We start from the raw sequence: 22,091 nt of genomic DNA, 5'->3' as shown, positions 1-22,091 counted from the left end.
CAGAATCGGCCGTAGGATCAAGAGGCCGGCGGCGCCTGGGACTCCGGATCCGGCGCGACAGTCGGCGTGCGGAAGGAGAGAGGGTGGCGCGGTCCGATGTGCACGCACTCTCCGAGGCGAGCGACGACACTCTCGCCGGCCGTGCGGCCGATGGCGACACAGTGGCGTTCGAGGTCCTCGTCCGCCGCCACGGCCCGCTGATGCGCGCCTACGCCGCCCGCATGCTCGGCTCGACGTACGAGTCCGACGACGTCGTGCAGGAGACGTTCGTCACCGCCTGGCGCCGGCTCGGGGAACTCCAGGAGGGCGCGGCTGTGAAGTCGTGGCTCATGCGCATCCTGAGCCGTCGATGCCTCGATCGGATCCGCGCCCGGCACGAATACGACGACGTGACCGAGGTGGATGCCGCCGCGCCCGCCGACACCGGGCCGGAGCACCTCACGGAGGTGCGGACCGCGAACGAGGCTCTCGGCCGCGCGCTCGACGGGCTTCCCGAGCTGCAGAGGAGATGCTGGGTGCTCCGCGAGGTGGGACAGTACAGTTACGACGAAATCGCGCAGGAGCTCGACATCCCCGTATCGACGGTCCGCGGGCAGCTCGCGCGCGGACGGAGACGACTGCTCGAGGCGATGGAGGACTGGCGATGACCGACCCGTACCTCCCCGGCGACGAGCTCATCGACGGTCACACGCTCGACGAGTTGAGCGACTACCTGGCGCGTGGGCGTACTCCCGCCGATCCGAGCATCGACGGCTCCCCCGAGTGCCGCGCCGCGCTGGAGTCGCTCGCACGCCTCAGCCGCACCACCCGGGACCTGTTGGATGCCGAGGCCGAGCAGTCCTCCGCCGACGACGGATGGGTGGGCCGCATCCTCGACGGCATCCGTCTGGACGTGCAGTCCGGCCGGCGTGTTCCGCTCGCCCACCCCGATCCGAGCGCGGACCTGGCGCTGACCGAGGGCGCCGTGCGCGCTCTGGTGCGCGGAGTGGGCGACGGGATCGACGGGGTGATCGTCGGCCGGTGCCGGCTCGACGGCGAGCTCGAGACGATCGGTTCGCCCATCGCGGTTCACGTCGAGATCTCCGTGCGCTACGGCGATCCGCTCGACGCTGTCGCCGCCGAAGTGCGTGAAGCGGTCGCCGCCGAGCTCGCGCAGCACGCCGAGGTGAATGTCGCCTCGGTCGACGTGACGGTGACGGATGTGCGCGCCGGGCGTGCGCCGGACGGGGGGCTGGCATGAGCGCGACACACGAGGCTCCGGCCGCCGACCTCGCCGACCTGGTCGGGCGCGTGCCCGGGGTGACCCGGCTCTACCCCGCTGCGAGCCTCGCCGGCCAGGTCTCGGCAGTGGTCGCGTCGGCCATCAGCGGCGCACCCGCCGACCAGATCGCGGTCGCCCCTGGACGCATCGCGATCCGCATCGGGGTGGGCACGGGGCGCCCAGCCGCGGCCGTCTGCCGAGACGTCTACGCCGCCGCTCGGGCGTGGTCGCAGGCAGCAGGCATCCCGGACGCCGTTATCGAGGTCACCGCCGCGTCGATCGAGACGACGGACGCCGATTTGTCAGCACTTCCTCAGGCCGACCGCCGATAGGCTGGACGACAACAAGGGGAGTACTCCCGTCGGCAGTGAGCCCGTCATTACGGATGCGCCATCGCATCCCGGGCCATTGGTCCCGAACCGAGATCGTCGATCCGGTCGGGGCGGAGGAGACCTTGGCGAGACGTTCCGCCTACCCCTTGGGAGTTCCCGGTGCAGGTTACCCCGCTCATCTGGATCATCACGATCGCCGTCACGATCGCGTTCTTCGTCTACGAGTTCTTCGCCCACGTGCGCAAGCCGCACGAGCCGACCATCGGCGAGTCCGCCCGCTGGTCCGCGTTCTACATCGGCCTGGCGCTGCTGTTCGGCGTCGGGATCGGCATGGTGTCCGGCTGGACCTACGGCGGCGAATACTTCGCCGGCTACCTCACCGAGAAGGTGCTCTCGGTCGACAACCTGTTCGTCTTCCTGCTGCTGATGTCGGCGTTCGCCGTGCCCAAGGCGTACCAGCAGAAGGTGCTGATGATCGGCATCATCATCGCGCTGATCCTCCGCGGCGCGTTCATCGCCGTCGGAGCCGGGCTCATCGAGAACTACTCGTGGGTGTTCTACCTCTTCGGCGCCCTCCTGCTCTTCCTGGCGTGGCGTCAGGCGTTCGGCTCCCACGACTCCGACCCGGCGAACAACCGGGTCATGCGGTTCATCCGGCGGCACCTGCCCGTCACCGACGAGTACAACCGCGACCGGCTCACGGTGAAGAAGGACGGGCGCCGGTTCGTCACCCCGATGCTGCTGACCATCATCGCGATCAGCCTCATCGACGTGGTCTTCGCCGTCGACTCCATCCCCGCGATCTACGGTCTCACCAGCGAGGCGTACATCGTCTTCACCGCCAACGCCTTCGCCCTGATGGGACTCCGCCAGCTGTACTTCCTCATCGGCGGCCTGCTCGAGCGGCTCGTCTACCTGTCGCAGGGCCTCGCCGTCATCCTCGGCTTCATCGGCATCAAGCTCGTCTTCCACGCACTGCACGTCAACGAGCTGCCCTTCATCAACGGCGGCCGGCACGTGGAGTGGATCCCCGAGATCCCGACCTGGTTCTCGCTCCTGTTCATCGGAGCGACGATCGCGGTCGCCGCAACCGCGAGCCTCCTGAAGACGCGTGCCGACAACCGTAAGGCGTCAGGGGCCGGAGATGCCGTCCCCGTCGGCAACACTCGGCCCGGCACCGACTGAGCCGGCCGGCCGCGCCGCGGCGTCGGCCTTCCACGCGCGGACGGTATGCCCGAAGCCCACCAGTTCGTGGCCGACCACCTCGATCACGGCGCCCGCAGCCACCAGCCCGATCACCACGCTGAGGCTCGTCAGCGACCCCCGCTGGTCGAGGTCGATCGCCTGCCCGGGATATGTCGTCGCGCCGACGACGACCGCGCCGACGAGCGGCGCGAGGGTGAGCAGCAGCAGCGGCAGATGCGTGGAGTCGAACGAATGAAGGAGCACGCTCCAGGTGAGGAAGACCAGGACGATGGTGATCGCGAGGGGAACCGCCAGCGCCAGCGCGATCCCGAGCAGGGACACCCCGCCGTGCTCCATTGCGATCGTGGTCAGGTGCAGCCCGGCGCCGATCGCAGTGATGGATCCGAACAGTGCCAGGTGGGCGTACCGCCAGGGGAACGCCCGCTCCGGCCGCCGCTCCAGCACCCACCGCGACGGCACCAGGAAGTAGGTCCACCAGACGGCGGCCGCCATCACGAGCCCCGAGGAGGCGATGAGCACGGCCTCGGGCGACCATCCCACCGCTTGGGTCAGTGTTCCGACCGCAGCGGTCGTCGCCGCGATCACTTCTCCGAGGGTGATCAGCGTGAGCAGGGCGAAGCGCTCCGCGAGGTGCCCGGCGTTCCACGGCGAGAAGCCGTAGCTGCGCGTGGCGACCACGGGAGCGATCATCTCGAAGAGCGCCACGACGATCAGCGCGGTCACCGTCACCCCCACCGGGAGAGGGACGATCGCGGTCAGCAGCCAGGCGACCTGGGCGACCGAGATGATGAGGACGTACGACATGGCGTTCTTGCGGTGGGACGGGTCCTCCCGCGCCGCCCGCAGCCAGAGCAGGATCTGCGGCACACGCATGATGATGTATCCGCTCACCATCAGCAGGTTGTTGGGGCTCTCCCCGTGCGATGCCCGCTCGAAACTCACCGGGAGCCCGTAGGCGAGCACGATCACGCCGATCATCTGCACGATCGTCGCGATGCGGAACAGGAGGTCGTCGTTGCCGTATGCGGACGCGAACCAGGTGAAGTTCAGCCACGCCCAGCTCACCGCCCACACGGCGAAGATGTAGGCGCCGAGCGCCGGCCAGATGTCCCCGTGGCTGAGCTGCTGGGCGAGCAGGTCGGACGCGGTGGCGAACGCCACGACGTAGGTCAGGTCGTAAAGCAGCTCGAGAGGCGTCGTCGTGCGACCCCGCTCCCGCGGGTCGCGGCCGCGCATGGGTCTGATCCGGTGCCGCAGCTCATGCCGCAGCTCCTCCGTGGTGTCCGGTTCGCCGCTCACGTGACCTCCCGGGCCGAGTCTCGCGCATCCCGGCTGTGCAGGGAAGCCTTGGCGCAGCTCTCGCCGGTACGCCCGATCAGGCGCCGTGGATGCGCTCCGCGAGCAGCGTCAGCAGCGCTTCGGCGGCGCGGCCGGGGCGTGGACGGGCGATCGCGTTCAGCCGCCAGCCCACCGGCTCCCGCAGCGGGCGCGTGACGGCTCCCTCGGCGGGGATGATCGTGAGTTCCGGCAGGGCGGCCACGCCCAGACCGGCGGCGACGAAGCGCGGGATCTCGCCGAGGTCGGCCAGTTCGGTGGGTACGCGCCGAGTCAGACCGAGCGCCGCGAACGCGCGGTCGAGAGTGACCCGGTTGCCGAAGCCGGCGCGCGAATCCACCCAGGCCTCCTCCGCCAGGTCGGCGAGCGCGACCGAGCGGCGGCGCGCGAGGGGATGTCCCTCCGGCAGCACCGCCAGGAACGGGGAGTCGACCAGATGGCGCGTCAGGAGGTCGGGAACCGTCTCGGGCAGGCCGTGGAACGCGATGTCCAGCCGACCCTGCCGGACGTCTTCGACCAGACCGGTCGAGCCCCCGGGCGATGGGCCGAGCCGGAGGTCGACGTCGGGGTGGCGTCGGTGGAACTCGCCCATGATGCCGGGCAGATCGACGCTCTGCAGGTTGGTGAAGATGCCGACCCGCACCGTCCCGCGAAGCGGCCCCTGATCGCCGGCCAGGTCGCGCATCCTCTCGACGGTTTCGAGAGCCGCCCGGGCTTCCGCGAGAACCGCCTCGCCCACCTCGGTCGGGCGGACGCCGTGGGCGTCCCGCTCGAACAGGGCGGCACCGAGCTCCCGCTCGAGGCTCTGGATTCCCGCGGACACGGTGGACTGTGCGGCGAAGACGCGCTCGGCGGCCCGCGTGAAGCTGCGCTCGTCGGCAACCGCGACCAGGTATTCGAGCTGACGGGTGTCCATGGGTCGATCCTACGTACTATCGAGCAGAACGATCGTCAGCATCGTCTATTTCCGTTGGACTCGATAGGCAGCGAGGAGCACTATCGAAGCATGACCAGCACGCTCGACTTCTCCGCCCCCACCGGCTCCACTCCTCGGATGGAGACCGCACCGGGCCGCACCCGGCGCTCCTTCCGCCTGCGCCACGGCGCCGGCTTCTGGGTCATCGCGGCGGCGTTCCTCGCGGTGATGGCCTTCTCGACCATCCCCACTCCGCTGTACGCGTTCTACCAGGCGCGCGACGGCTTCCCCACCTGGGTGGTCACCGTCATCTTCGCCGCGTACGCGGTCGGCGTCATCGCCAGCCTCTTCCTCATCGGCCACCTCAGCGACATCGCAGGCCGACGCCGGATGGTGCTCATCGCCGTCCTCATCGAGATCGTCTCCGCCGCCCTCTTCCTGGTCTGGAACGATGTCGCCGGCCTGATCGTCGCGCGCACTCTCTCCGGCATCGGCGTCGGCGCCCTCACGGCCAGCGCGACCGCGCACCTCAGCGAGCTGCGCGCCGTCGCCCGACCGGACGAGGGCCCCGCGACCGCCGGGACCGTCTCCACGGTCGTCAACACGGGCGGACTCGCGCTCGGCCCGCTGATCGGCGGAGCGTTCGCGCAGTTCCTGCCCGAGCCGCTGCTGCTCCCGTACGCCGTGTTCCTCGTCGTGCTCGCGGTCGCGGCCGTCGCCGTCGCCCTCGTCCCCGAGACGGTGGAGCGCGCCGAAGAGCGCCCGGCCTACCGTCCGCAGCGGATCTCGCTGCCCGCCGAGGCGCGTGGAGCGTTCTCCGCCGCGGCCGTCGCCGCCTTCGCCGGCTTCGCCGTCTTCGGTCTGTTCACGTCTCTCGCGCCCAGCGTGCTCGTCGTGACCCTCCACCAGACCTCGCACCTGCTGGCCGGGTTCGTTCCGTTCGCGGTGTTCGCGGCGTCGGCGATCTCGCAGATCGTCTTCGCCCGGGTCTCCGCCCGCGCGCAGCTGATCCTGGCCCTCGTCCTCATGCTCGTCGGGCTCGCGGGCCTCGCAGCCGGCGTGCTGACGGCCTCGTTCGCGGTCTTCCTGGTCAGCGGTGTGCTGGCGGGCGCCGGTGTCGGCCTGCAGTTCCGCTCGGCGATCGCCGCGGCGGCCTCCCTCGCCGCCCCGGAGCGCCGCGGCGAGGTGCTCGCCGCGATCTTCCTCATCGCGTACATCGGTCTGGCGGTGCCCGTACTGCTCGTCGGCGTGGCGCTTATCTTCTGGCCGCTGGTGCCGGTGCTGGTGGTGTTCGTCGCCGCGGTCGCCGCCCTGTCGGTGCCGGCCGGCCTGCGGATGCTGCGCCGGGCCTGACCCCGTCCGGTCTCAGTGCACCGAGGTGAACGTCCCGAGAGCATCGTCAGCGAGTGCGGAGCGGAGAGCCGGGAGTGACCCCTCATCCACGTTGACGATCGACTGGCCGTCGGATGAGGTCCCGGTTCCGGCGGTCGGCATCGTGAAGGCGTGGATGCTGGAGGGACCGTCGAGGCGCATGCTCGCCGCCAGCCCGATCATCGTCGGGAGGTCGAACTGCTCGTCGAGACTGAGGTATCGGCCGGTCGCACCGGCGAACGACGTCACGGCGGCGGGGTCGGTGAGCGTCCCGCGGCTGAGCAGCTTGGCGACGATGGCCCGCAGGAGGGCCTGCTGGTTGGCCACCCGCTGGTAGTCCGCCGTCGGGAACGCGTACCGCTCCCGAGCAAAGGCGAGAGCCTGGGCGCCGTCGAGGTGGTTCATGCCCTGAACGAAGGTGTAATGCGGCTTCTTGACCGTGGTGAAGCCGACCGGGCTGTCCACATCCACTCCGCCGAGCGCGTCCGTCATCCCTTCGAGGCCCTGGAAGTCGATGATCGCGACGTGGTCGATGTGCGTCTGGAGCAGTTGCTCGACCGTCTGGATCACCAGCGGAGTGCCTCCCCAGGCGAGCGCGGCATTGATCTTGGCCGTGCCCTTGCCGGGGATCGGAACCCAGAGGTCGCGCATGATCGACATGATGTACACGTCTTTCCGGTCCGCGTCGATGTGCACGAGCATCATGGTGTCGGAGCGCTGGTTGGACTCGGTGGCCTGCCCGACGGTCGTCGGGTCTCCCCGGGAGTCGGAGCCGATGAGCAGGATGTTCATGGCGCCGGTCGAGACGGGGGTCGGCCGTGTCTCCGCTGGAGGGAACGCACGCGGAATGTGCGTCACCGTCGAGTTGAAGGTCGACGCGACGCTGCCCGCGTAGAACAGTCCGCCGCCGACGAGGCAGCCCGCCACCACGGTGGCGACGGCGAGGAGCGTGGTCAGCACGATGGCGAGCGGCGAGCGCCGATGTGAGGTCCGCGGCGTGCGGCGGTGCCAGCGGTGCGGTGAACGTGTGGTCTGCGCGATCATGATGACCGTCTCCGGCACTCCCCCAGGAGCGTCTCATCTGACTTCGCTCGAGCTTTCGGGCGAGATGAGGATTTCTCATCTGCGTTCGAGGCTACGCTTGTTATCCTCAGAAGTCCCCGTTAATGAGGACATAGTTTGTACCCCGGTTACCCCCAGTTCGCGGGGCCCTCAGCTGAGGGCCATTCCCGGAACCCGCGCGCGGATCGCGTTCATCGTCGCCTCGTCCGAGACGCCCTGGAAGTCGTGCCGCGGGGTGTACGGAGCGATCAGCGCCGTCACCTCGTCCTCCGTGAGCTCGACATCCAGGGAGGCGATCGCGTCGTCGATCTGCTGGATGGATCCCGCCCCGACGAGCGGCGCGGTGACGACCGGCTGGCGGTGCAGCCACGCCAGGGCGACCGCCGCGCGGCTCACACCGTGCGCCGCCGCGACCTCTCCGACGGCATTCACGATGGCGCGATTGGATGCCTCCTCGGCGGGCGAGTACAGCAGGTCGGCGTAGTCGCCGTCGGTCTCCGAGCGCGCCGTCGCCCGCGCGTCATCCCAGGCGCGCGCGAGGCGGCCGCGGGCGAGCGGGCTCCAGATGATGGTGCCGACGCCCTCGTCGAGGCAGAGCGGGATCATCTCGCGCTCCTCCTCGCGAGCGAGCAGGTTGTAGTGATCCTGCATCGTGACGAAGCGCGCCCAGCCGTGCTGCTTCTGCAGGTTGAGGGCCTTCGCGAACTCCCACGCGAACATCGAGGACGCCCCGAGATAACGGACCTTGCCGGCCTTCACGATGTCGTTCAGCGCTTCGAGCGTCTCCTCCCAGGGGGTCGATTGGTCGTTGCGGTGGATCTGGTAGAGGTCGATGTAATCGGTGCCCAGGCGTTGCAGGGAGTGATCGACCTCCGCCAGGATCGCCTTGCGCGACAGGCCGCGGCCGTTCGGACCCGGCCGCATCGGGTGGCGGACCTTGGTCGCGATCACGACGTCGTCGCGATCGGCGAAGTCGCGGAGTGCACGGCCCAGGATCTCCTCGCTGGAGCCGTTCGAGTACATGTTGGCGGTGTCGAAGAAGTTGATGCCCGCCTCCAGCGCGTGCTTGATGAGAGGTCTGGCCTCCTCCTCCCCTTTCGACCAGACGGGGTGGCCACGGTCGGGTTCGCCGTAGCTCATGGCGCCGATGGCGATCGGGGAGACGTCGAGGCCGGTGGTCCCGAGCTTGCGATACTGCATGAGAACTCCTTGAATAGACGTGAGCGGAGAACTCTCCGCTTGATTTACGACGGTAACGGAGAATTCTCCGTTTAGCAAGGAGACGCATGCCGGAACCCCGACGAGCCGACGCCACCCGCGCCGACGCGCAGCGTAACCGCGCGCGCATCCTCGACGTCGCCGCGACGGCCTTCCGCGAGAACCCCGACGTGTCGCTCAACCAGATCGGCAAGCTCGCTGGCGTCGGCGCCGGAACCCTCTACCGGCACTTCCCCACGCGTGAAGCGCTGCTGCTCGCCGTCTACGCGGCGGAGATCGACGGGCTCGAAGGCGCGGTGGACGAGCTGCTGGCGAAAGAACCGCCGCTCGACGCCTTTCGCAGCTGGTCGCGGCAGTTGGCCGAGCTGGTGCGCATCAAGCACGGGCTCGGGGAAGCGCTGGCCAGCCCCTCGGCGCAAGAGGTGATCGACGCCACCTACGCGCCGGTGACCAACGCGATCGGACGACTGCTGGATGCGGCGGTCGCCGACGGCGACATTGAGCCAGGAGCCGACCCCGGCGACATCCTGCTTCTCCTCAGCGCGCTCTGGCGGGTCCCGGCCGGACCGGGCGGCCTCGCGCAGGCGGACCGGCTGCTGGAGATGGTGGTCGCGTCGCTGCCGGCACCCAGCGGCCGGAGCTGACATCCGGCTCCGGCCGCGGGTGATGCGTCAGATGCCGCGGGCGAGGCGGTAGTAGGCGGCGTTCGCGTCGAGGTCGCGGCGCACCGAGCGGAGCGTCGTCGTGTCGTCGATGACGATGAGCTCGGTGCGCAGCATGCGGGCGAAGTCCTCGAAGACCTCGACCCCGACCGCGGTGCTCATCACCGTGTGGTGCGCCGCGCCGGCCTCCAGCCAGGCGGTCGCCGACGTCGTGAAGTCGGGCTGCGGCTTCCACACCGCGCGGCCGACCGGCAGCTTCGGCAGCGGAGCCGACGGCTCGACCACCTCGACCACGTTGGCGACCAGGCGGAACCGGTCGCGCACGTCCGACAGCGCCACGACGACCGCGGGACCCGGGTCCGCCGTGAAGACGAGGCGGACCGGGTCGTCCTTGCCGCCGATGCCGAGCGGGTGCACCTCCAGCGTCGGCGTCGCCGAGCTGAGCGACGGGCTCACCTCGAGCATGTGCGCGCCCAGGATGCGCTCGTCGCCGGGCGTCAGGTCGTACGTGTAGTCCTCCATGAGGGATGCGCCGCCGGGCAGGCCCGCGCCCATCACGTTGGCCGCGCGCACCAGGACGGCGGTCTTCCAGTCGCCCTCCGCGCCGAAGCCGTAGCCTTCGGCCATCAGCCGCTGGACGGCGAGCCCGGGCAGCTGCTTCAGGGCGCCCAGGTCTTCGAAGCTAGTCGTGAACGCGCCGAAACCGCCCTCCTCCAGGAAGGAGCGCAGGCCCAGTTCGATGGCCGCGCCGTCGCGCAGCGACTGGTGGCGGTCGCCGCCGCGGCGCAGCTCCGGAGCGACGTCGTACTGCTCCTCGTACTCGGCCACGAGCGCGTCGATGGCCTCGGCCGGCGCCGCGGCGACCGCATCCGCCAGCTCGTTCACGCCCCACGTGTTCACCTGGACGCCGAAGACGTGCTCTGCCTCGGTCTTGTCGCCCTCGGTGACGGCGACGAAGCGCATGTTGTCGCCGAAGCGGGCGAGCTTCAGCGTGCGGGTGGCGGCCCGGCCGGCCGCTGCGCGCATCCACGTGCCGACGCGTGCCGAGACGACCGGGTTCGAGACGTGCCCGGCGACGGTGGTGCGCGGCACGCCGAGGCGCGTCAGGATGTAGCCGAACTCGCGGTCGCCGTGGGCGGCCTGGTTGAGGTTCATGAAGTCGAAGTCGATCTCGGCCCAGGGCAGCTCCACGTTCGCCTGGGTGTGGAGGTGGAGCAGCGGCTTCTGCAGCGCGTCGAGGCCGGCGATCCACATCTTCGCGGGGCTGAAGGTGTGCATCCACGCGATCACGCCGATGACGCGGTCGTCGGCGTTCGCCTCGAGCATGATGCGGCGGATGGCGTCTGCGTCGGTGAGGACCGGCTTCCACACGATCTTCACGGGCACGTCGGGTGTGGCGCCCAGCTCGTCGGCGATGGCGCGCGACTGCTCGGCGACCTGCGCGAGGGTCTCCGGTCCGTAGAGGTGCTGGCTCCCGGTGAGGAACCAGACCTCGTAGACGTCGAGGGAGGTGGTGAGCTTCGGCATCAGGCGGTGGGTCCTTCCGGGGTCTGTCCGTAGACGTTCTGGTAGCGGTCGAAGAGGCGGTCGATCGCCTCCTGGGGGATGGGGACGACGTCGCCACCCTGGCGGGCGATGTGCATCGTGCGGGCGACATCCTCGGCCATGACGGCGGCCTTCACGGCGTCGCGGGCGTCGGAGCCGATGGTGAAGACGCCGTGGTTCTGCATGAGGACGGCGCGGCTGCGGTGGCCGGTCAGCGTCGACACGATGCCGCGGCCGATGGAGTCGTCGCCGATGATCGCGAACGGTCCGACCGGGATCTCACCGCCGAACTCGTCGGCCATCGCGGTGATGGCGCACGGGATGGGCTCGGCGCGCGCCGCCCAAGCGGTCGCGTAGGTGGAGTGCGTGTGCACGACACCGCCGACCTCAGGCATGCTGCGGTAGACGAACGCGTGGGCGGCGGTGTCGGACGACGGCGACCGCTCGGAGCCGAGCGACCCGGGGACGACCTCGCCGTCGAGGGTGCACAGGATCATGTTCTCGGGCGCGAGGTCGTCGTAGTCGACGCCGCTCGGCTTGATGACGAACAGGTCCTCGCCCGGCACGCGGCCGGAGACGTTTCCGCCGGTCCAGACGACCAGCTGGTAGCGGACCAGCTCGGCGTGCAGGGCGGCGACGCGTTCGCGGACGGCGCGGACGGCCGGGGACTCGGGGGCCGGGGTGGCCGGGGTCTGGGCGTCGGTCACTGGTCGGATCCTTCCGTTGGGCGATCGGCGGAGGCGGTGGTGTCGGGCAGGGCGGTGACGGCCGCGCGCTCCACGGCGAGGCCGGCGTCGTAGCGGTCGAGGTAGGCGGCGAAGCCGGCGACGTCCTCCGGCCGCGGCTCGGCGGTCTCGAAGGCGACGTCGCGGAACACGCGCTCGCGCAGGTACGTGTCGAGGTCCTGCCCACCCTCGGCGCGCGCCTCCAGGTAGGCGGCGAGGACGGCGATCCCCCAGGCGCCGCCCTCCGATGCGGTGTGCGCGACGGAGACGGGAGCGTCGAGGGCGCCGGCCAGGAAGCGCTGGGCGACCCCGGCGGTGCGGAACACGCCGCCGTGGGCGAGCATCTTGTCGAGCGCGACACCCTCGTGAGCGAGGACGCGCATCCCGAGCGCCAGGGTCGCGAACACTCCGTAGACCTCGGCGCGCACCAGGTTGCCGAGGGTGAAGCGGCTGCCGGGCGTGCGGACGAGGAGCGGACGGCCCTCGGTGAGGCCGGCGATCGGCTCGCCAGCCAGGTGGTTGTAGGCGAGCAGGCCCCCGGCGTCATCGTCGCCGGTCAGCGCCTCCCGGAGGAGGGTATCGAACACGGCGTCGGGATCGGTGGGGCGGCCGGACGCGGCGGCGAACCGGCCGAAGAGTCCCGCCCACACGGCGAGCTCACTGGCGCCGTTATTGCAGTGGACCATGGCGACCGGGTCGCCTGCGGGGGTGGTCACCACATCCAGCTCGTCGTGCACCTCGGCCAGCGGACGCTCCAGCACGACCATCGCGAAGATGCTGGTGCCGGCGCTCACATTGCCGGTGCGCGGTGCGACGGATGCGGTCGCGACCATGCCGGTGCCGGCGTCGCCCTCGGGCGGGCACAGGGTCGCGCCGGGACGCAGCGTGCCGGACGGGTCGAGGAGCGCAGCGCCTTCGGCGGTCAGGTCGCCCGCAGGTTCTCCGGCGGACAGGACCTCGGGCAGCAGGTCGCGGAGCGGAGGGATGCGGCCGGCGGCGAGCCGGTCATAGCGGCCGACGAGTTCGGCGTCGTAGTCGCCGGTCGCGGGGTCGATCGGGAACATGCCCGACGCATCCCCGACCCCGAGCACATGGCGTCCGGTCAGCCGACGGTGCACGTACCCGGCCAGCGTTGTGACGGAGCGGAGGCGCGGGAGATGCGGCTCGGAGTCGAGGACGGCCTGGTGCAGGTGGGCGATCGACCAGCGGAGCGGGATGTTGACGCCGAGCAGGTCCGTCAGCTCGCGCGCCGCCCCTCCCGTGTTCGTGTTGCGCCAGGTGCGGAACGGCACGAGCAGCTCGCCCGCCTCGTCGAAGGCGAGGTAGCCGTGCATCATCGCCGAGACGCCGAGCGAGCCGACGGTGGTCGGCGCGACGCCGTGGCGGGTCTGCGCGTCGGCGGCCAGGGCGGCGTACGCCTCCTGCACGCCGGACCAGACCTCCTCGATCGGGTAGGTCCAGAGGCGGTCGACGTAGGAGTTCTCCCACTCGTGGGCGCCGACGGCGAGGACGACCGACGGGTCATCCGCATCCACCAGGCAGGCCTTGATGCGCGTCGAGCCGAACTCGATGCCGAGCGCGGTGCGGCCCGACTCGATGGCCTCGCGGGCGCGGGCGGCGGCCGCGGCTCCGGGGGCCGCGGAGGCGACGTCGGCTGGGACCATGGGGCATCCACTCCTTTGTGACCGGTCACATTGACACAGCGAGCATACGTCACGCACCGTCGCGAGCGCCACTCCGTGCCGCGGCGGCGGAGGCGTCGCTGCGCTGCGCTGCACCGGCTCCCCAACCCGTGCACCCGTAGATTCGTGCCGAATGTGCGCAATGGGATGAGCATTCCGCACATTCGGCACGAATCTGCGGACGGCGGGCACCACGCGAGGCGCAGATTTGGCGCAAATGTGGGGAAAGGGGGCCGCTTTCCCGAGATTTGGCGCAAATGTTGCGGGCGGAGGGACGAGGACGGAGCGCGAGAGACGGAGCGCGAGAGCCGGAGGCGCGGGACGCGGGTCAGGCGGAGTCGCGGACGACGAGGACGGGAGCCACCGGCTCCTCGAACGCGAGGTCGCCGCCCTCCAGCAGCGCGACCAGGCGGGCGACGCAGCGGCGGCCGAGTTCCGCGAACTCCTGTCGGACCGTCGTCAGCGGTGGGGCGAAGAACGCCGCCTCGGGGATGTCATCGAAGCCGATGACGGCCAGATCGTCCGGGACCGAACGCCCCGCGACCCGCGCAGCATGCAGCACGCCGAGCGCCATCTGGTCGTTCGAGGCGAAGACGGCCTGGATGGAGCGGTCGGCCACGAGCTCCGCACCGATCACCGCGCCCGAGGCCGCCGTCCAATCCCCTTCGCGCGACACCACGGCATCCGCGCCGGCGGCGGCCATCTCGGCGAGGAAGCCGTCCCGTCGGGCGCGCGCCTCCGTCCAGTCGCCCGGTCCACTCAGGTGCGCGATGCGGCGGTGGCCGGCCGACAGGAGATGCCGGGTGGCGAGGCGTGCGCCGAGCTCCTGGTCCACGAAGACACCCTCGTCCCCGGCGCCGCCCGCACCGTGCAGCGTCACGGACGGCAGAGAGAGCGAGAACTGGCCCATCGCATCCTGAACCCGTTGCTGCGGCGCGATCACCACAATGCCCTCGACGGCCTGCTCGCGCAGGTGCCCGATGGCCGCCTGCAGGTCGGCCGGGTCGAGCGAGGCGGCATGGGCGACGGTGACGGTGTACCCGGCGGCGCGGCCGGCGTTCTCGACGGCGTCGATGCTCGAGGCCGGCCCGAAGAGGGAGGAGGCCGAGGCGGCCAGCACCCCGATCGTCCGGGAGCGGGCAGTGGTCAGCATGCGGGCGGCCCGGTTCGGGCGGAAGTCGAGGTCGGCCATCGCGGCAAGGACGCGGGCACGGGTCTCCGGCCGGATGCTCGGGTGATCGTTGAGCACGCGGGAGACGGTCTGGCGCGAGACACCGGCGGCGGCGGCGACCTCGCGCACGCCCGGAGGCCGACCGATCTCGCTCACGCCTGCACCTCCGACACACCCACACCCTAGGGCGAGGCGGGTTCGGAGGGCCAACCGGGGCGGACCGCGGGAGCGATCGGCCGTAATGTCGAAGGCATGACCGCATCCACTCCCTCCGACACCTCGTCCGCCGCGTCCGTAGGGCCGAACCGGCCGATCGCGCTGGTGACCGGCGCGTCGCGCGGCATCGGACGGGCGATCGCCATCGAGCTCGGGCGCACGCACCACATCCTGGTCGGCGGGCGGGATGCCGCCGCGGTGGATGCGGTGGTCGCCGAGCTCCCGTCGGCCGAGCCGTACGCGGCCGATCTGGTCGCCGACCTGTCCGGAGCATCCCTTCCGCCGCTTCCCGAGCGCCTCGACGTGCTCGTGCATTCGGCCGGCGTGGAGGACGGCGGCACGATCGAGGAGACCGACGCGGAGGTATGGCGTCGAGTGTTCGAGGTGAACGTGTTCGCGGTCGCCGCGCTCACGCGGCGCGCGCTCCCGGCGCTGCGGGCGGCGGAGGGGCTGGTGGTCGCCATCAACAGCGGCTCGGGGCTGGCCAGCGGGCCGGGCGGAGGGGTCTACGCGGGCTCCAAGTTCGCGCTGCGGGCGCTCACGGACGCGCTGCGCGAGGAGGAGCGTCCGCACGGGGTGCGCGTCAGCAGCATCCACCCGGGGCGGGTCGACACCGACATGCAGCGCGCTCTCGTCGCCCGCGAGGGCCTCGATTACGACACGACGTACACGATCACGCCCGAGATGGTCGCAGCGACCGTCCGCACCGCGGTCGACCTGCCGCCCACCGGCACCGTCGAGTCCCTCAGCGTGCGCCCCTTCCACCGCCGCTGACCCATCCCGCCGCTCGCTCCCCACCGTCGAGTACGCAAAAACTGCACGCCGGAGGGCTCCGGGGCGTGCAGTTTTTGCGTACTCGACGGGGGGCGAAGGGGCGGAGGGGCGGAGGGGGGAGGGGGCTAGTGGGAGGGGTCCTCGGGACCGCCGCCGGAGGTGGTGTCCTCGCCGGGCTCGGGGGCGCTGCCGTCGGAGCCGGAGCCGTCGGGCAGGTCGTCGGCGTCGGGGCGGTTCTTCTCGTCGCTCATTGCGTGTCCTTCCGTTTCTGTCCTGACCGCGCGACGGTACGCCGATCCTCGGCGGAGGTCCATCCGGTGCGTCGCACCCGCCGTACCGGAGGGAGCCTCCGACGGTTCTAGACTGTCCTCCGAAACCACGGAGGCCCCCACGAACAACTCCCCGGATCCCGACGACCAGGCCGTACGCCTGCGGAACGAGCCGCGACGCGCGCTGGTCACCGGCGGCTCGCGCGGCATCGGCCGCAGGATCGCGGAGACGCTGGCCGCCGAGGGGATGGACGTGATGCTGACGTTCCGTCGGGAGGCGGACGCGGCCGCCGAGGTCGTGGACGCGATCACCGCCGCCGGCGGCTCGGCGCGGGCCCACCGCCTCGAGCTGGAGAGCGAAGAGGACATCGACCGCCTGTTCGCGGACGAGTTCCCGGACGGGACGCGTCTCGACGTGCTCGTCGCCAGCGCGGCGGCGTCCGCATTCCGCCCGGCGGCCGAGCTGACCTCGCGACACCTGGAACGGTCGTGGGCGACCAACGTTCGCTCCTTCGTGCTGCTCGCCCAGCGAGCGGCCGAGCGGATGCGCGGCAGAGCGGACGGACCAGGGGGCGGACGGACGGGCGGCCGCATCATCGCCGTCACGAGTTACGGCAGCCACCGGGCGTTCCCGCTGTACGGCGCCATCGGCTCCGACAAAGCGGCCGTCGAGTCATGGGTCCGCCATCTCGCCGCCGAGTTCGGCCGCGACGGCATCACGGTGAACGCCGTGAACGGCGGCCTCATCGACACCGACTCGCTGCACTTCTTCTACGGGAACGCCGACGTCCCCGACCTCGACGTGATGACCTCCCGCATCCCCCTCGGCCACGTCGGCACCGCGGACGACATCGCCGAGGCCGTCCGCTTCCTGGCCTCCCCCGCCGCCGGGTACATCACCGGCCACACCCTCGTCGTCGACGGTGGACTCACCGTCGTCGCACCCCCGTTCTGGTCGGAGCTCGACCGGGACGCCTCCCCCACCGATCCGAGACGGAGTCGACGCCCACCGGACGCCTGAACCCCTGTCCCCGAGGAGAACCATGACCCTCACCGACCCGACATCGCACGCCGGCATCCAGCCGAACACCGAGTACGACCCGAGCACCCTGCGTGCCGTGTTCGAGCAGCACTTCACCTACGCCTCGGCGGTGGAACGCAACACGCACCGGTACGCCTCGCGCGTCGCGATCACCGATCCCCCGTCCGGACGGAGCTGGACCTACGCAGAGCTCGGACAGGTGACGGGAAGCCTCGTCGCCGGACTCGCCGAGCGCGGGGTGGGCGTCGGCGACATCGTCGCCTACCAGCTGATGAACACTCCGGAGTTCGCGTTCCTGTACGTCGCCGCGCAGGGCCTCCGCGCGGTCAGCTCCCCGATGAACTTCCGGCTCGCGCCGGGCGAGACGGCGCACATCCTCGACGACTCCCGCCCTGCGGTCTTCGTCTACGACGCCGCCGCGAGCGACAGCGTCCGGACCGCCCTGGAGCTGGCCGCCCATCGTCCGGCCGTCCTCGCGGCGGTCGGTGACGGTCCGCTGCTCGACGGCGCCATCCGCTTCGAGGAGCTTCTGTCCGCCGACGCCCCGTCGTTCCGCGCCCCCGAGGGCGCGAGCGTGTGGGACGAGACCTCGCGCCTCTACACCAGCGGCACGACGGGGATGCCGAAGGCGGTTCCCCTTACCAGCCTCAACGAGGTGCTCACCGCCCACGACGTGGTCATGCACTTCCCTCTCGCGCCGACGGACCGGACGATGAACATGTCGCCGTGGTTCCACCGCGGCGGCAACTACTGCGCCGGCCCGAACACGGCGTTCTACGTCGGAGCCGAGGTCGTCACGTTGCCGCGCTTCGACCCGGACACGGTGCTCGACGGCATCCAGGAGTATGCGCTGACCTACGTGATCGGCGCCCCCACCAATCTGGAGCGACTCGCAGACGCGCAGGAGGCGCACCCGCGCGACCTGTCGTCGCTGCACGGCATCGTCACGATGGGAGCCCCGCTCGATCGCGCGGCGGCGCTGCGCTACCAGCGGGTGCTCACGCCCCGCATCGCCAACGGGTACGGCACGACCGAGGCCTTCTGGAACACCTACCTGCGGCCCGAGGACCTTCCGGACGCCGCCGGGGCCGCCGGCCGGGCCTGCCTGGACGACGACGTCGCGGTGGTGAAGGTGTACGGCGACGACCGCGTCGCGGCTCCCGACGACCTCGCCGCGAAGGACGGCCACGAGATCGGCGAGGTCATCATGCGGAGCGTGAAGAGCGGATACGCCTACATTCACAATCCGGAGGAGGAGGGCCGCAAGTTCCGCGACGGCTGGATGTACCCGGGCGACCTGGCGAGCTGGGACGAGAACGAGATCGTGACGATCGTGGGCCGCAAGGACGACATGATCATCTCCGGCGGCGAGAACGTGCATCCCGTCCAGGTGGAGGAGGTGCTCGCCGCGCATCCCGATGTCGCCGACAGCATCGTGGTCGGCCTGCCGGACGACGAGTGGGGCGAGATCGTCGTCGCCTACGTCCAGCCGCGCCCCGGACGATTGGCGGACGCACAGGCGGCCGCCAGCGAGTTGGATGCGCACTGCCGGGCGAGCGTCTCGCTGGCCGACTACAAGCGCCCGCGGCGATACGCCTTCGTCACCGAGCTCCCGTACACTGCGACCGGCAAGAAGCAGCATTTCGTGCTGCGCGAGCAGTCGAGCCGTGATGCGGAGGAGGGCCGGTTCGTGACTCCGTGACCGCCGCATCCAGTCCGGATCGAGGAGGCGCCCTCGCTCGCCGCCTCACCCTGGGCGACGCCATCGGCATCGGCCTGGGGTCGATGATCGGCGCCGGGGTGTTCGCAGCCTTCGCCCCCGCTGCGGCTGCGGCGGGGGCCGGCCTGCTCGTCGGGCTCGTGATCGCCGGGTTCATCGCGTTCTGCAACGCGACGTCGTCGGCTCAGCTGGCCGCCCAGTACCCGACCTCAGGCGGGACGTACGTCTACGGCCGCGAACGCCTCGGCGAGTGGGCGGGCTTCTTCGCGGGGTGGTCGTTCGTCGTCGGCAAGACGGCCAGCTCTGCCGCGATGGCGTTGACGTTCGCGACCTATGCCGTGCCGGGTCCGTGGGTGAAGCCGGTCGCGATTCTGGCGGTCGCCGTGCTGACGCTGGTCAACAGCGTGGGCGTGACGCGGACGGCCCTGCTGACGCGCATCCTGGTCGCCGTCTCGCTGATCGCGCTGACGGTCGCGGTCGTCATCGGCTTCACGCACACCGCGGCGAGCGCCGCGCAGCCGGGACCCGCGGTCACCGGCTACGGCATCCTCCAGTCGGCGGGGTTCCTGTTCTTCGCGTTCGCCGGGTACGCCCGCATCGCCACCATGGGCGAGGAGGTGGTCGAGCCGGAGCGCACCATCCCGCGGGCCATCGTGACGGCGCTCGGCATCACGCTCGTCGTCTACGTGCTGGTCGCGCTAGCGACGCTGCACGCGCTCGGCGCGGCCGGGCTGGCGGAGGTCGTGGCTCCGCTCGGGGCGGTCGCCGACACCAGCGGAGCCGCCTGGCCGGGCGTCGTCATCCGGATCGGCGCTGCTGCGGCGGCTCTCGGGGCCCTGCTCGCGATGATCGCGGGCATCGGGCGGACCAGCCTCGCGATGGCGCGCCACAGCGACCTCCCGTCGTGGTTCGCAGCCGTGCATCCGCGTTATCGGGTTCCGTACCGGGCCGAGCTCGCCGTCGGCCTGGTCGTCTGCGTGCTGGTCGCCGTCACCGATCTGCGCGGCGCGATCGGCTTCTCGTCCTTCGGCGTGCTGCTCTACTACCTGATCGCCAACGCGTCCGCGTGGACGCAGGATCGCGCGCACCGGAGGTATCCGCGGCTGCTCGCGGTCGCGGGCGCCATCGGCTGCGTCGTGCTCGTCGCCACCCTCCCGGTCGCCGCCATCGTCGCCGGGATCGTGGTGATCGCCGTCGGGATCGGCTACCGTTTCGTGCGACTGCGGGTGACCCGGCGACCGCAGCGCGGAGAGGAGAACCGATGACCGTCCGCATCGAACTGATCGGCGGCCCGACGGCCCTGATCGACCTAAGCGGCCTGCGCATCCTCACCGATCCGACGTTCGACCCTCCCGGGGACCACCCCGTCGGCGAGCGCGTGCTGGTGAAGACGACCGGGCCGAGCCGCACGCCGGAGGAGATCGGCGCGGTGGATGCGGTGCTCCTCTCGCACGACCAGCACCCGGACAACCTCGACGACCGGGGGCGCGTCTTCGTCCGCGACGCACCGCTCACGGTGAGCACGACGGCCGCCGCCGAGCGGGTCGAGGGAACCGTCCGCGGACTCGGCCCATGGACGCACCTGACCATCCCGCGCCCGGACGGTTCCGAGCTGCGGGTGCACGCCGTCCCCGCACAGCACGGGCCGGACGGCACCGAGGCGTCGTCGGGACCGGTGCTCGGGTTCGTCCTGGCCGGCGACGGGCTGCCGACGGTGTACGTGAGCGGCGACAACGCCTCGCTGCGGGTCGTCGAGGAGGTCGCCGAGAACCTCGGGCCGATCGACATCGCAATCCTCCACGTCGGCGCCGCCCGCACGGCGCGCTTGGATGCGTTCCTCACCCTGACCGCGGACAAGGCCGCCCGCGCGGCGATCCTTCTGGGCGACGCCGTCGTCGTGCCGGTGCACGCGGAGGGGTGGGCGCACTTCACCCAGGGGCAGGAGGAGGTGCGTGCCGCGTTCGAGGAGTACGGCATCACCGCCCGGCTGCGGATGGTCCCGCCCGGCGGGATCGTGGAGCTCGACGAACGCGCCGAACAGACCCGAGACACCGACCACACCGACCATCCCGACCACACCGAGGAGCAGCGATGACCGACCACACCCACGCGGAAGCGATCGACCCCACCGTTCCCCCGTCCGGCCCCGGCTGCGTCGAATGCACGGAGACCGGCAGCTGGTGGCTCCACCTCCGCCGGTGCGCCGCGTGCGGCCATATCGGGTGCTGCGACAACTCGCTGAACACCCACGCGACGAAGCACGCCGAGGCGACCGGGCATCCCATCATCCGCAGCTACGAGCCCGGCGAGGACTGGTTCTGGGACTACCGCCGCCAGGGATTCGTCGGCGGACCCGAGCTGGCTCCGCCGCTCAGCCACCCGGAGAACCAGACCGTCCCCGGTCCCGCGGAGCGCGTCCCGCACGACTGGGAGCGCCAGCTGGAGCAGCGCGCGTAACGGGGAATTCCACCGCGACGACAACATATTCGCTATAGTCCCGATCAGCGACGTGCGAAAGGGGGAATCGTGACCGAGTTGGTCGAACCTCTGCCGCGCGCCGCAGCCGATTCCCCCCGCAGAGCTCTGCGACTCGCTCTGCTCGGGCTCGCCGGAGCCGGTCTGCTGACCGCTCTCGGCTTCCTGTTCCAGTCGGCTCCCGCCTCCGCTGACGAGCCTCCGCCGCCGCAGCACTCTCTGCTGGGATCCGTCGTCAATGGAACGGTCGGCGCGCTGCTCCCGGGCACATCCTCGCCGCAGAGCGGGGGTTCGGGCTCCGGCACATCCGGCGGCCTCGTCGGCTCGGTGCTCGCACCGGTCACCGGCGCTGTGGATCCGCTTGTCACCTCGCTGCCCGTCGTGGGCGGCGTCGTCGACACGCTGCTCGGCCCGACGCCGACGGGTTCGGTCGTCGGAATCGTCGACGGCGTTGTCAACGGGGTCACCGGCTCGGGAGGCGGCACGACGTCGCCCACCCCGCCTCCACCGCCTCCCGGCGAGCCGACGCCTCCCCCGGCGACGACCACCCCCGGAGGCGGAACCGCCGAGCCGGGTACCGCGACCGGCAACGCCGACCCCGCGGCCGCACCTGCACCCGCCCCGGCCGCCGCCACTGCGCCAGCGGCCGCAGGATCCGACGGGGACTCCGCCGACGACCAGGCCGCGCCATCCCCTGCTCCGGCCGCCACTCCCGCCCCAACTCCGGTCACCGCTTCGGCCGTGGCCGCTCCGGCTGACGGCCCCATCCACGGGCCCGCGTTCAGCCCGTCCTCGTCGGCCGAGGGCGTCCTGACGTCGTCCGGCTCCGGCGGTTCCGGCTCCGCAGCCGAGCCCGTCGACTCCTGGATCCCGCCGTTCGCGCCGTACGACACGTCGTGCGCCGCGCGGACGACCGAACCCTCCTCCGCTCCACCGGGCGACCACGACGTCAGCCCCGGCTGATCCCCTTCCTCCGGATGGAGGCACGACGCCTCCACTCACAGCAGCGGCCCGAACATGCTTCGGTGTCGCGCCGGTTCGAGAGACGCCCGTCCTGGGCGTGAGCCGACGCGTCGACCCGCGCTCCTGAGACCCGGAGAAGGGCGACC

Annotated in this window: 22 protein-coding genes; 13 read left to right on the top strand and 9 right to left on the bottom strand. The window is 71.2% G+C overall.

What is annotated here, in order from left to right; translation table 11 throughout:
- The first annotated feature begins 83 nt into the window (after positions 1 to 83).
- The 4 genes from H284_RS0112290 (at position 84) to H284_RS0112275 (ending at position 2,778) form a co-directional block, all read left to right on the top strand.
- Positions 84 to 647, top strand: coding sequence for an RNA polymerase sigma factor (locus tag H284_RS0112290; RefSeq protein WP_018192508.1), 564 nt, complete (start codon positions 84 to 86; stop codon positions 645 to 647).
- Positions 644 to 1,240, top strand: coding sequence for an Asp23/Gls24 family envelope stress response protein (locus H284_RS0112285; protein ID WP_018192509.1), 597 nt, complete (start codon positions 644 to 646; stop codon positions 1,238 to 1,240). Before H284_RS0112290 ends, H284_RS0112285 begins: the two co-directional genes overlap by 4 nt.
- Positions 1,237 to 1,593, top strand: coding sequence for a hypothetical protein (locus tag H284_RS0112280; RefSeq protein WP_020076474.1), 357 nt, complete (start codon positions 1,237 to 1,239; stop codon positions 1,591 to 1,593). Before H284_RS0112285 ends, H284_RS0112280 begins: the two co-directional genes overlap by 4 nt.
- A gap of 159 nt (positions 1,594 to 1,752) precedes the next feature.
- Positions 1,753 to 2,778 (top strand): TerC family protein, encoded by a 1,026-nt coding sequence (locus H284_RS0112275; RefSeq protein WP_020076473.1) that lies wholly within the window; start codon positions 1,753 to 1,755, stop codon positions 2,776 to 2,778.
- Here the strand turns inward: H284_RS0112275 and H284_RS0112270 are convergent.
- On the bottom strand, positions 2,725 to 4,098 hold the full coding sequence (locus H284_RS0112270; RefSeq protein WP_020076472.1) for a low temperature requirement protein A: 1,374 nt from the start codon (positions 4,096 to 4,098) through the stop codon (positions 2,725 to 2,727). The genes H284_RS0112275 and H284_RS0112270 overlap by 54 nt on opposite strands.
- 76 nt (positions 4,099 to 4,174) lie before the next feature.
- Positions 4,175 to 5,050, bottom strand: coding sequence for a LysR family transcriptional regulator (locus tag H284_RS0112265; RefSeq protein ID WP_020076471.1), 876 nt, complete (start codon positions 5,048 to 5,050; stop codon positions 4,175 to 4,177).
- A gap of 90 nt (positions 5,051 to 5,140) precedes the next feature.
- Between H284_RS0112265 and H284_RS0112260 the strand changes: the two genes are divergently transcribed.
- Positions 5,141 to 6,403: an MFS transporter gene (locus H284_RS0112260; protein ID WP_020076470.1), complete on the top strand. Its 1,263-nt coding sequence runs from the start codon at positions 5,141 to 5,143 to the stop codon at positions 6,401 to 6,403.
- Between the two features lie 12 nt (positions 6,404 to 6,415).
- Here H284_RS0112260 and H284_RS0112255 read toward each other — a convergent pair whose 3' ends face one another.
- On the bottom strand, positions 6,416 to 7,465 hold the full coding sequence (locus H284_RS0112255) for an LCP family protein (RefSeq protein ID WP_231371203.1): 1,050 nt from the start codon (positions 7,463 to 7,465) through the stop codon (positions 6,416 to 6,418).
- A 168-nt stretch (positions 7,466 to 7,633) separates the two neighbouring features.
- The gene (locus tag H284_RS0112250) at positions 7,634 to 8,683 is read right to left on the bottom strand and encodes an aldo/keto reductase (RefSeq protein WP_020076468.1); all 1,050 of its coding nucleotides are present in this window, start codon (positions 8,681 to 8,683) and stop codon (positions 7,634 to 7,636) included.
- Positions 8,684 to 8,769: 86 nt separating this feature from the next.
- Between H284_RS0112250 and H284_RS0112245 the strand changes: the two genes are divergently transcribed.
- On the top strand, positions 8,770 to 9,345 hold the full coding sequence (locus H284_RS0112245) for a TetR/AcrR family transcriptional regulator (RefSeq protein ID WP_020076467.1): 576 nt from the start codon (positions 8,770 to 8,772) through the stop codon (positions 9,343 to 9,345).
- Positions 9,346 to 9,372: 27 nt separating this feature from the next.
- Here the strand turns inward: H284_RS0112245 and araA are convergent, their stop codons facing one another.
- From araA to H284_RS0112225, 4 genes are all read right to left on the bottom strand, one after another.
- Positions 9,373 to 10,890 carry an L-arabinose isomerase gene (gene araA / locus H284_RS0112240; RefSeq protein WP_020076466.1) on the bottom strand — a complete coding sequence of 506 codons (1,518 nt, stop codon included), beginning with the start codon at positions 10,888 to 10,890 and terminating at the stop codon, positions 9,373 to 9,375.
- Entirely contained in the window at positions 10,890 to 11,615 is a 726-nt protein-coding gene (locus H284_RS0112235) for an L-ribulose-5-phosphate 4-epimerase (protein WP_020076465.1), read from the bottom strand. Before H284_RS0112235 ends, araA begins: the two co-directional genes overlap by 1 nt.
- Positions 11,612 to 13,297 (bottom strand): xylulokinase, encoded by a 1,686-nt coding sequence (locus H284_RS0112230; protein WP_020076464.1) that lies wholly within the window; start codon positions 13,295 to 13,297, stop codon positions 11,612 to 11,614. The genes H284_RS0112235 and H284_RS0112230 overlap by 4 nt, the downstream gene beginning before the upstream one ends.
- A gap of 346 nt (positions 13,298 to 13,643) precedes the next feature.
- Complete coding sequence (locus H284_RS0112225) at positions 13,644 to 14,642, bottom strand: LacI family DNA-binding transcriptional regulator (protein WP_020076463.1); 999 nt, start codon at positions 14,640 to 14,642, stop codon at positions 13,644 to 13,646.
- Positions 14,643 to 14,738: 96 nt separating this feature from the next.
- On the opposite strand from H284_RS0112225, the gene H284_RS0112220 reads away from it, so the two are divergent.
- The gene (locus tag H284_RS0112220; RefSeq protein ID WP_020076462.1) at positions 14,739 to 15,476 is read left to right on the top strand and encodes an SDR family oxidoreductase; all 738 of its coding nucleotides are present in this window, start codon (positions 14,739 to 14,741) and stop codon (positions 15,474 to 15,476) included.
- A 125-nt stretch (positions 15,477 to 15,601) separates the two neighbouring features.
- On the opposite strand, the gene H284_RS21255 is transcribed toward H284_RS0112220, so the two are convergent.
- Positions 15,602 to 15,727: a hypothetical protein gene (locus H284_RS21255; protein WP_018192523.1), complete on the bottom strand. Its 126-nt coding sequence runs from the start codon at positions 15,725 to 15,727 to the stop codon at positions 15,602 to 15,604.
- Between H284_RS21255 and H284_RS0112210 the strand changes: the two genes are divergently transcribed.
- From H284_RS0112210 to H284_RS20900, 6 genes are all read left to right on the top strand, one after another.
- Complete coding sequence (locus H284_RS0112210) at positions 15,726 to 16,766, top strand: SDR family oxidoreductase (protein ID WP_231371296.1); 1,041 nt, start codon at positions 15,726 to 15,728, stop codon at positions 16,764 to 16,766. The two genes, H284_RS21255 and H284_RS0112210, sit on opposite strands and share 2 nt — an antisense overlap.
- A gap of 22 nt (positions 16,767 to 16,788) precedes the next feature.
- Positions 16,789 to 18,489 (top strand): class I adenylate-forming enzyme family protein, encoded by a 1,701-nt coding sequence (locus H284_RS0112205; RefSeq protein ID WP_020076460.1) that lies wholly within the window; start codon positions 16,789 to 16,791, stop codon positions 18,487 to 18,489.
- A complete protein-coding gene (locus H284_RS0112200) occupies positions 18,486 to 19,772 on the top strand; it encodes an APC family permease (protein ID WP_020076459.1) in 1,287 nt (428 codons plus the stop codon). The genes H284_RS0112205 and H284_RS0112200 overlap by 4 nt, the downstream gene beginning before the upstream one ends.
- Positions 19,769 to 20,602 (top strand): MBL fold metallo-hydrolase, encoded by an 834-nt coding sequence (locus H284_RS0112195; protein ID WP_020076458.1) that lies wholly within the window; start codon positions 19,769 to 19,771, stop codon positions 20,600 to 20,602. Before H284_RS0112200 ends, H284_RS0112195 begins: the two co-directional genes overlap by 4 nt.
- Entirely contained in the window at positions 20,599 to 20,964 is a 366-nt protein-coding gene (locus tag H284_RS0112190) for a UBP-type zinc finger domain-containing protein (RefSeq protein WP_020076457.1), read from the top strand. Before H284_RS0112195 ends, H284_RS0112190 begins: the two co-directional genes overlap by 4 nt.
- Before the next feature lie 69 nt (positions 20,965 to 21,033).
- Positions 21,034 to 21,945, top strand: a complete 912-nt coding sequence (locus tag H284_RS20900) for a hypothetical protein (protein WP_020076456.1) — start codon at positions 21,034 to 21,036, stop codon at positions 21,943 to 21,945.
- The last annotated feature ends 146 nt before the right edge of the window (positions 21,946 to 22,091 follow it).

Source organism: Cryocola sp. 340MFSha3.1 (assembly GCF_000383315.1).
GTDB lineage: Bacteria > Actinomycetota > Actinomycetes > Actinomycetales > Microbacteriaceae > Leifsonia.
The sequence above is the reverse complement of the archived record's forward strand: the minus strand, read 5'-3'. Positions and strand labels throughout refer to the sequence as shown.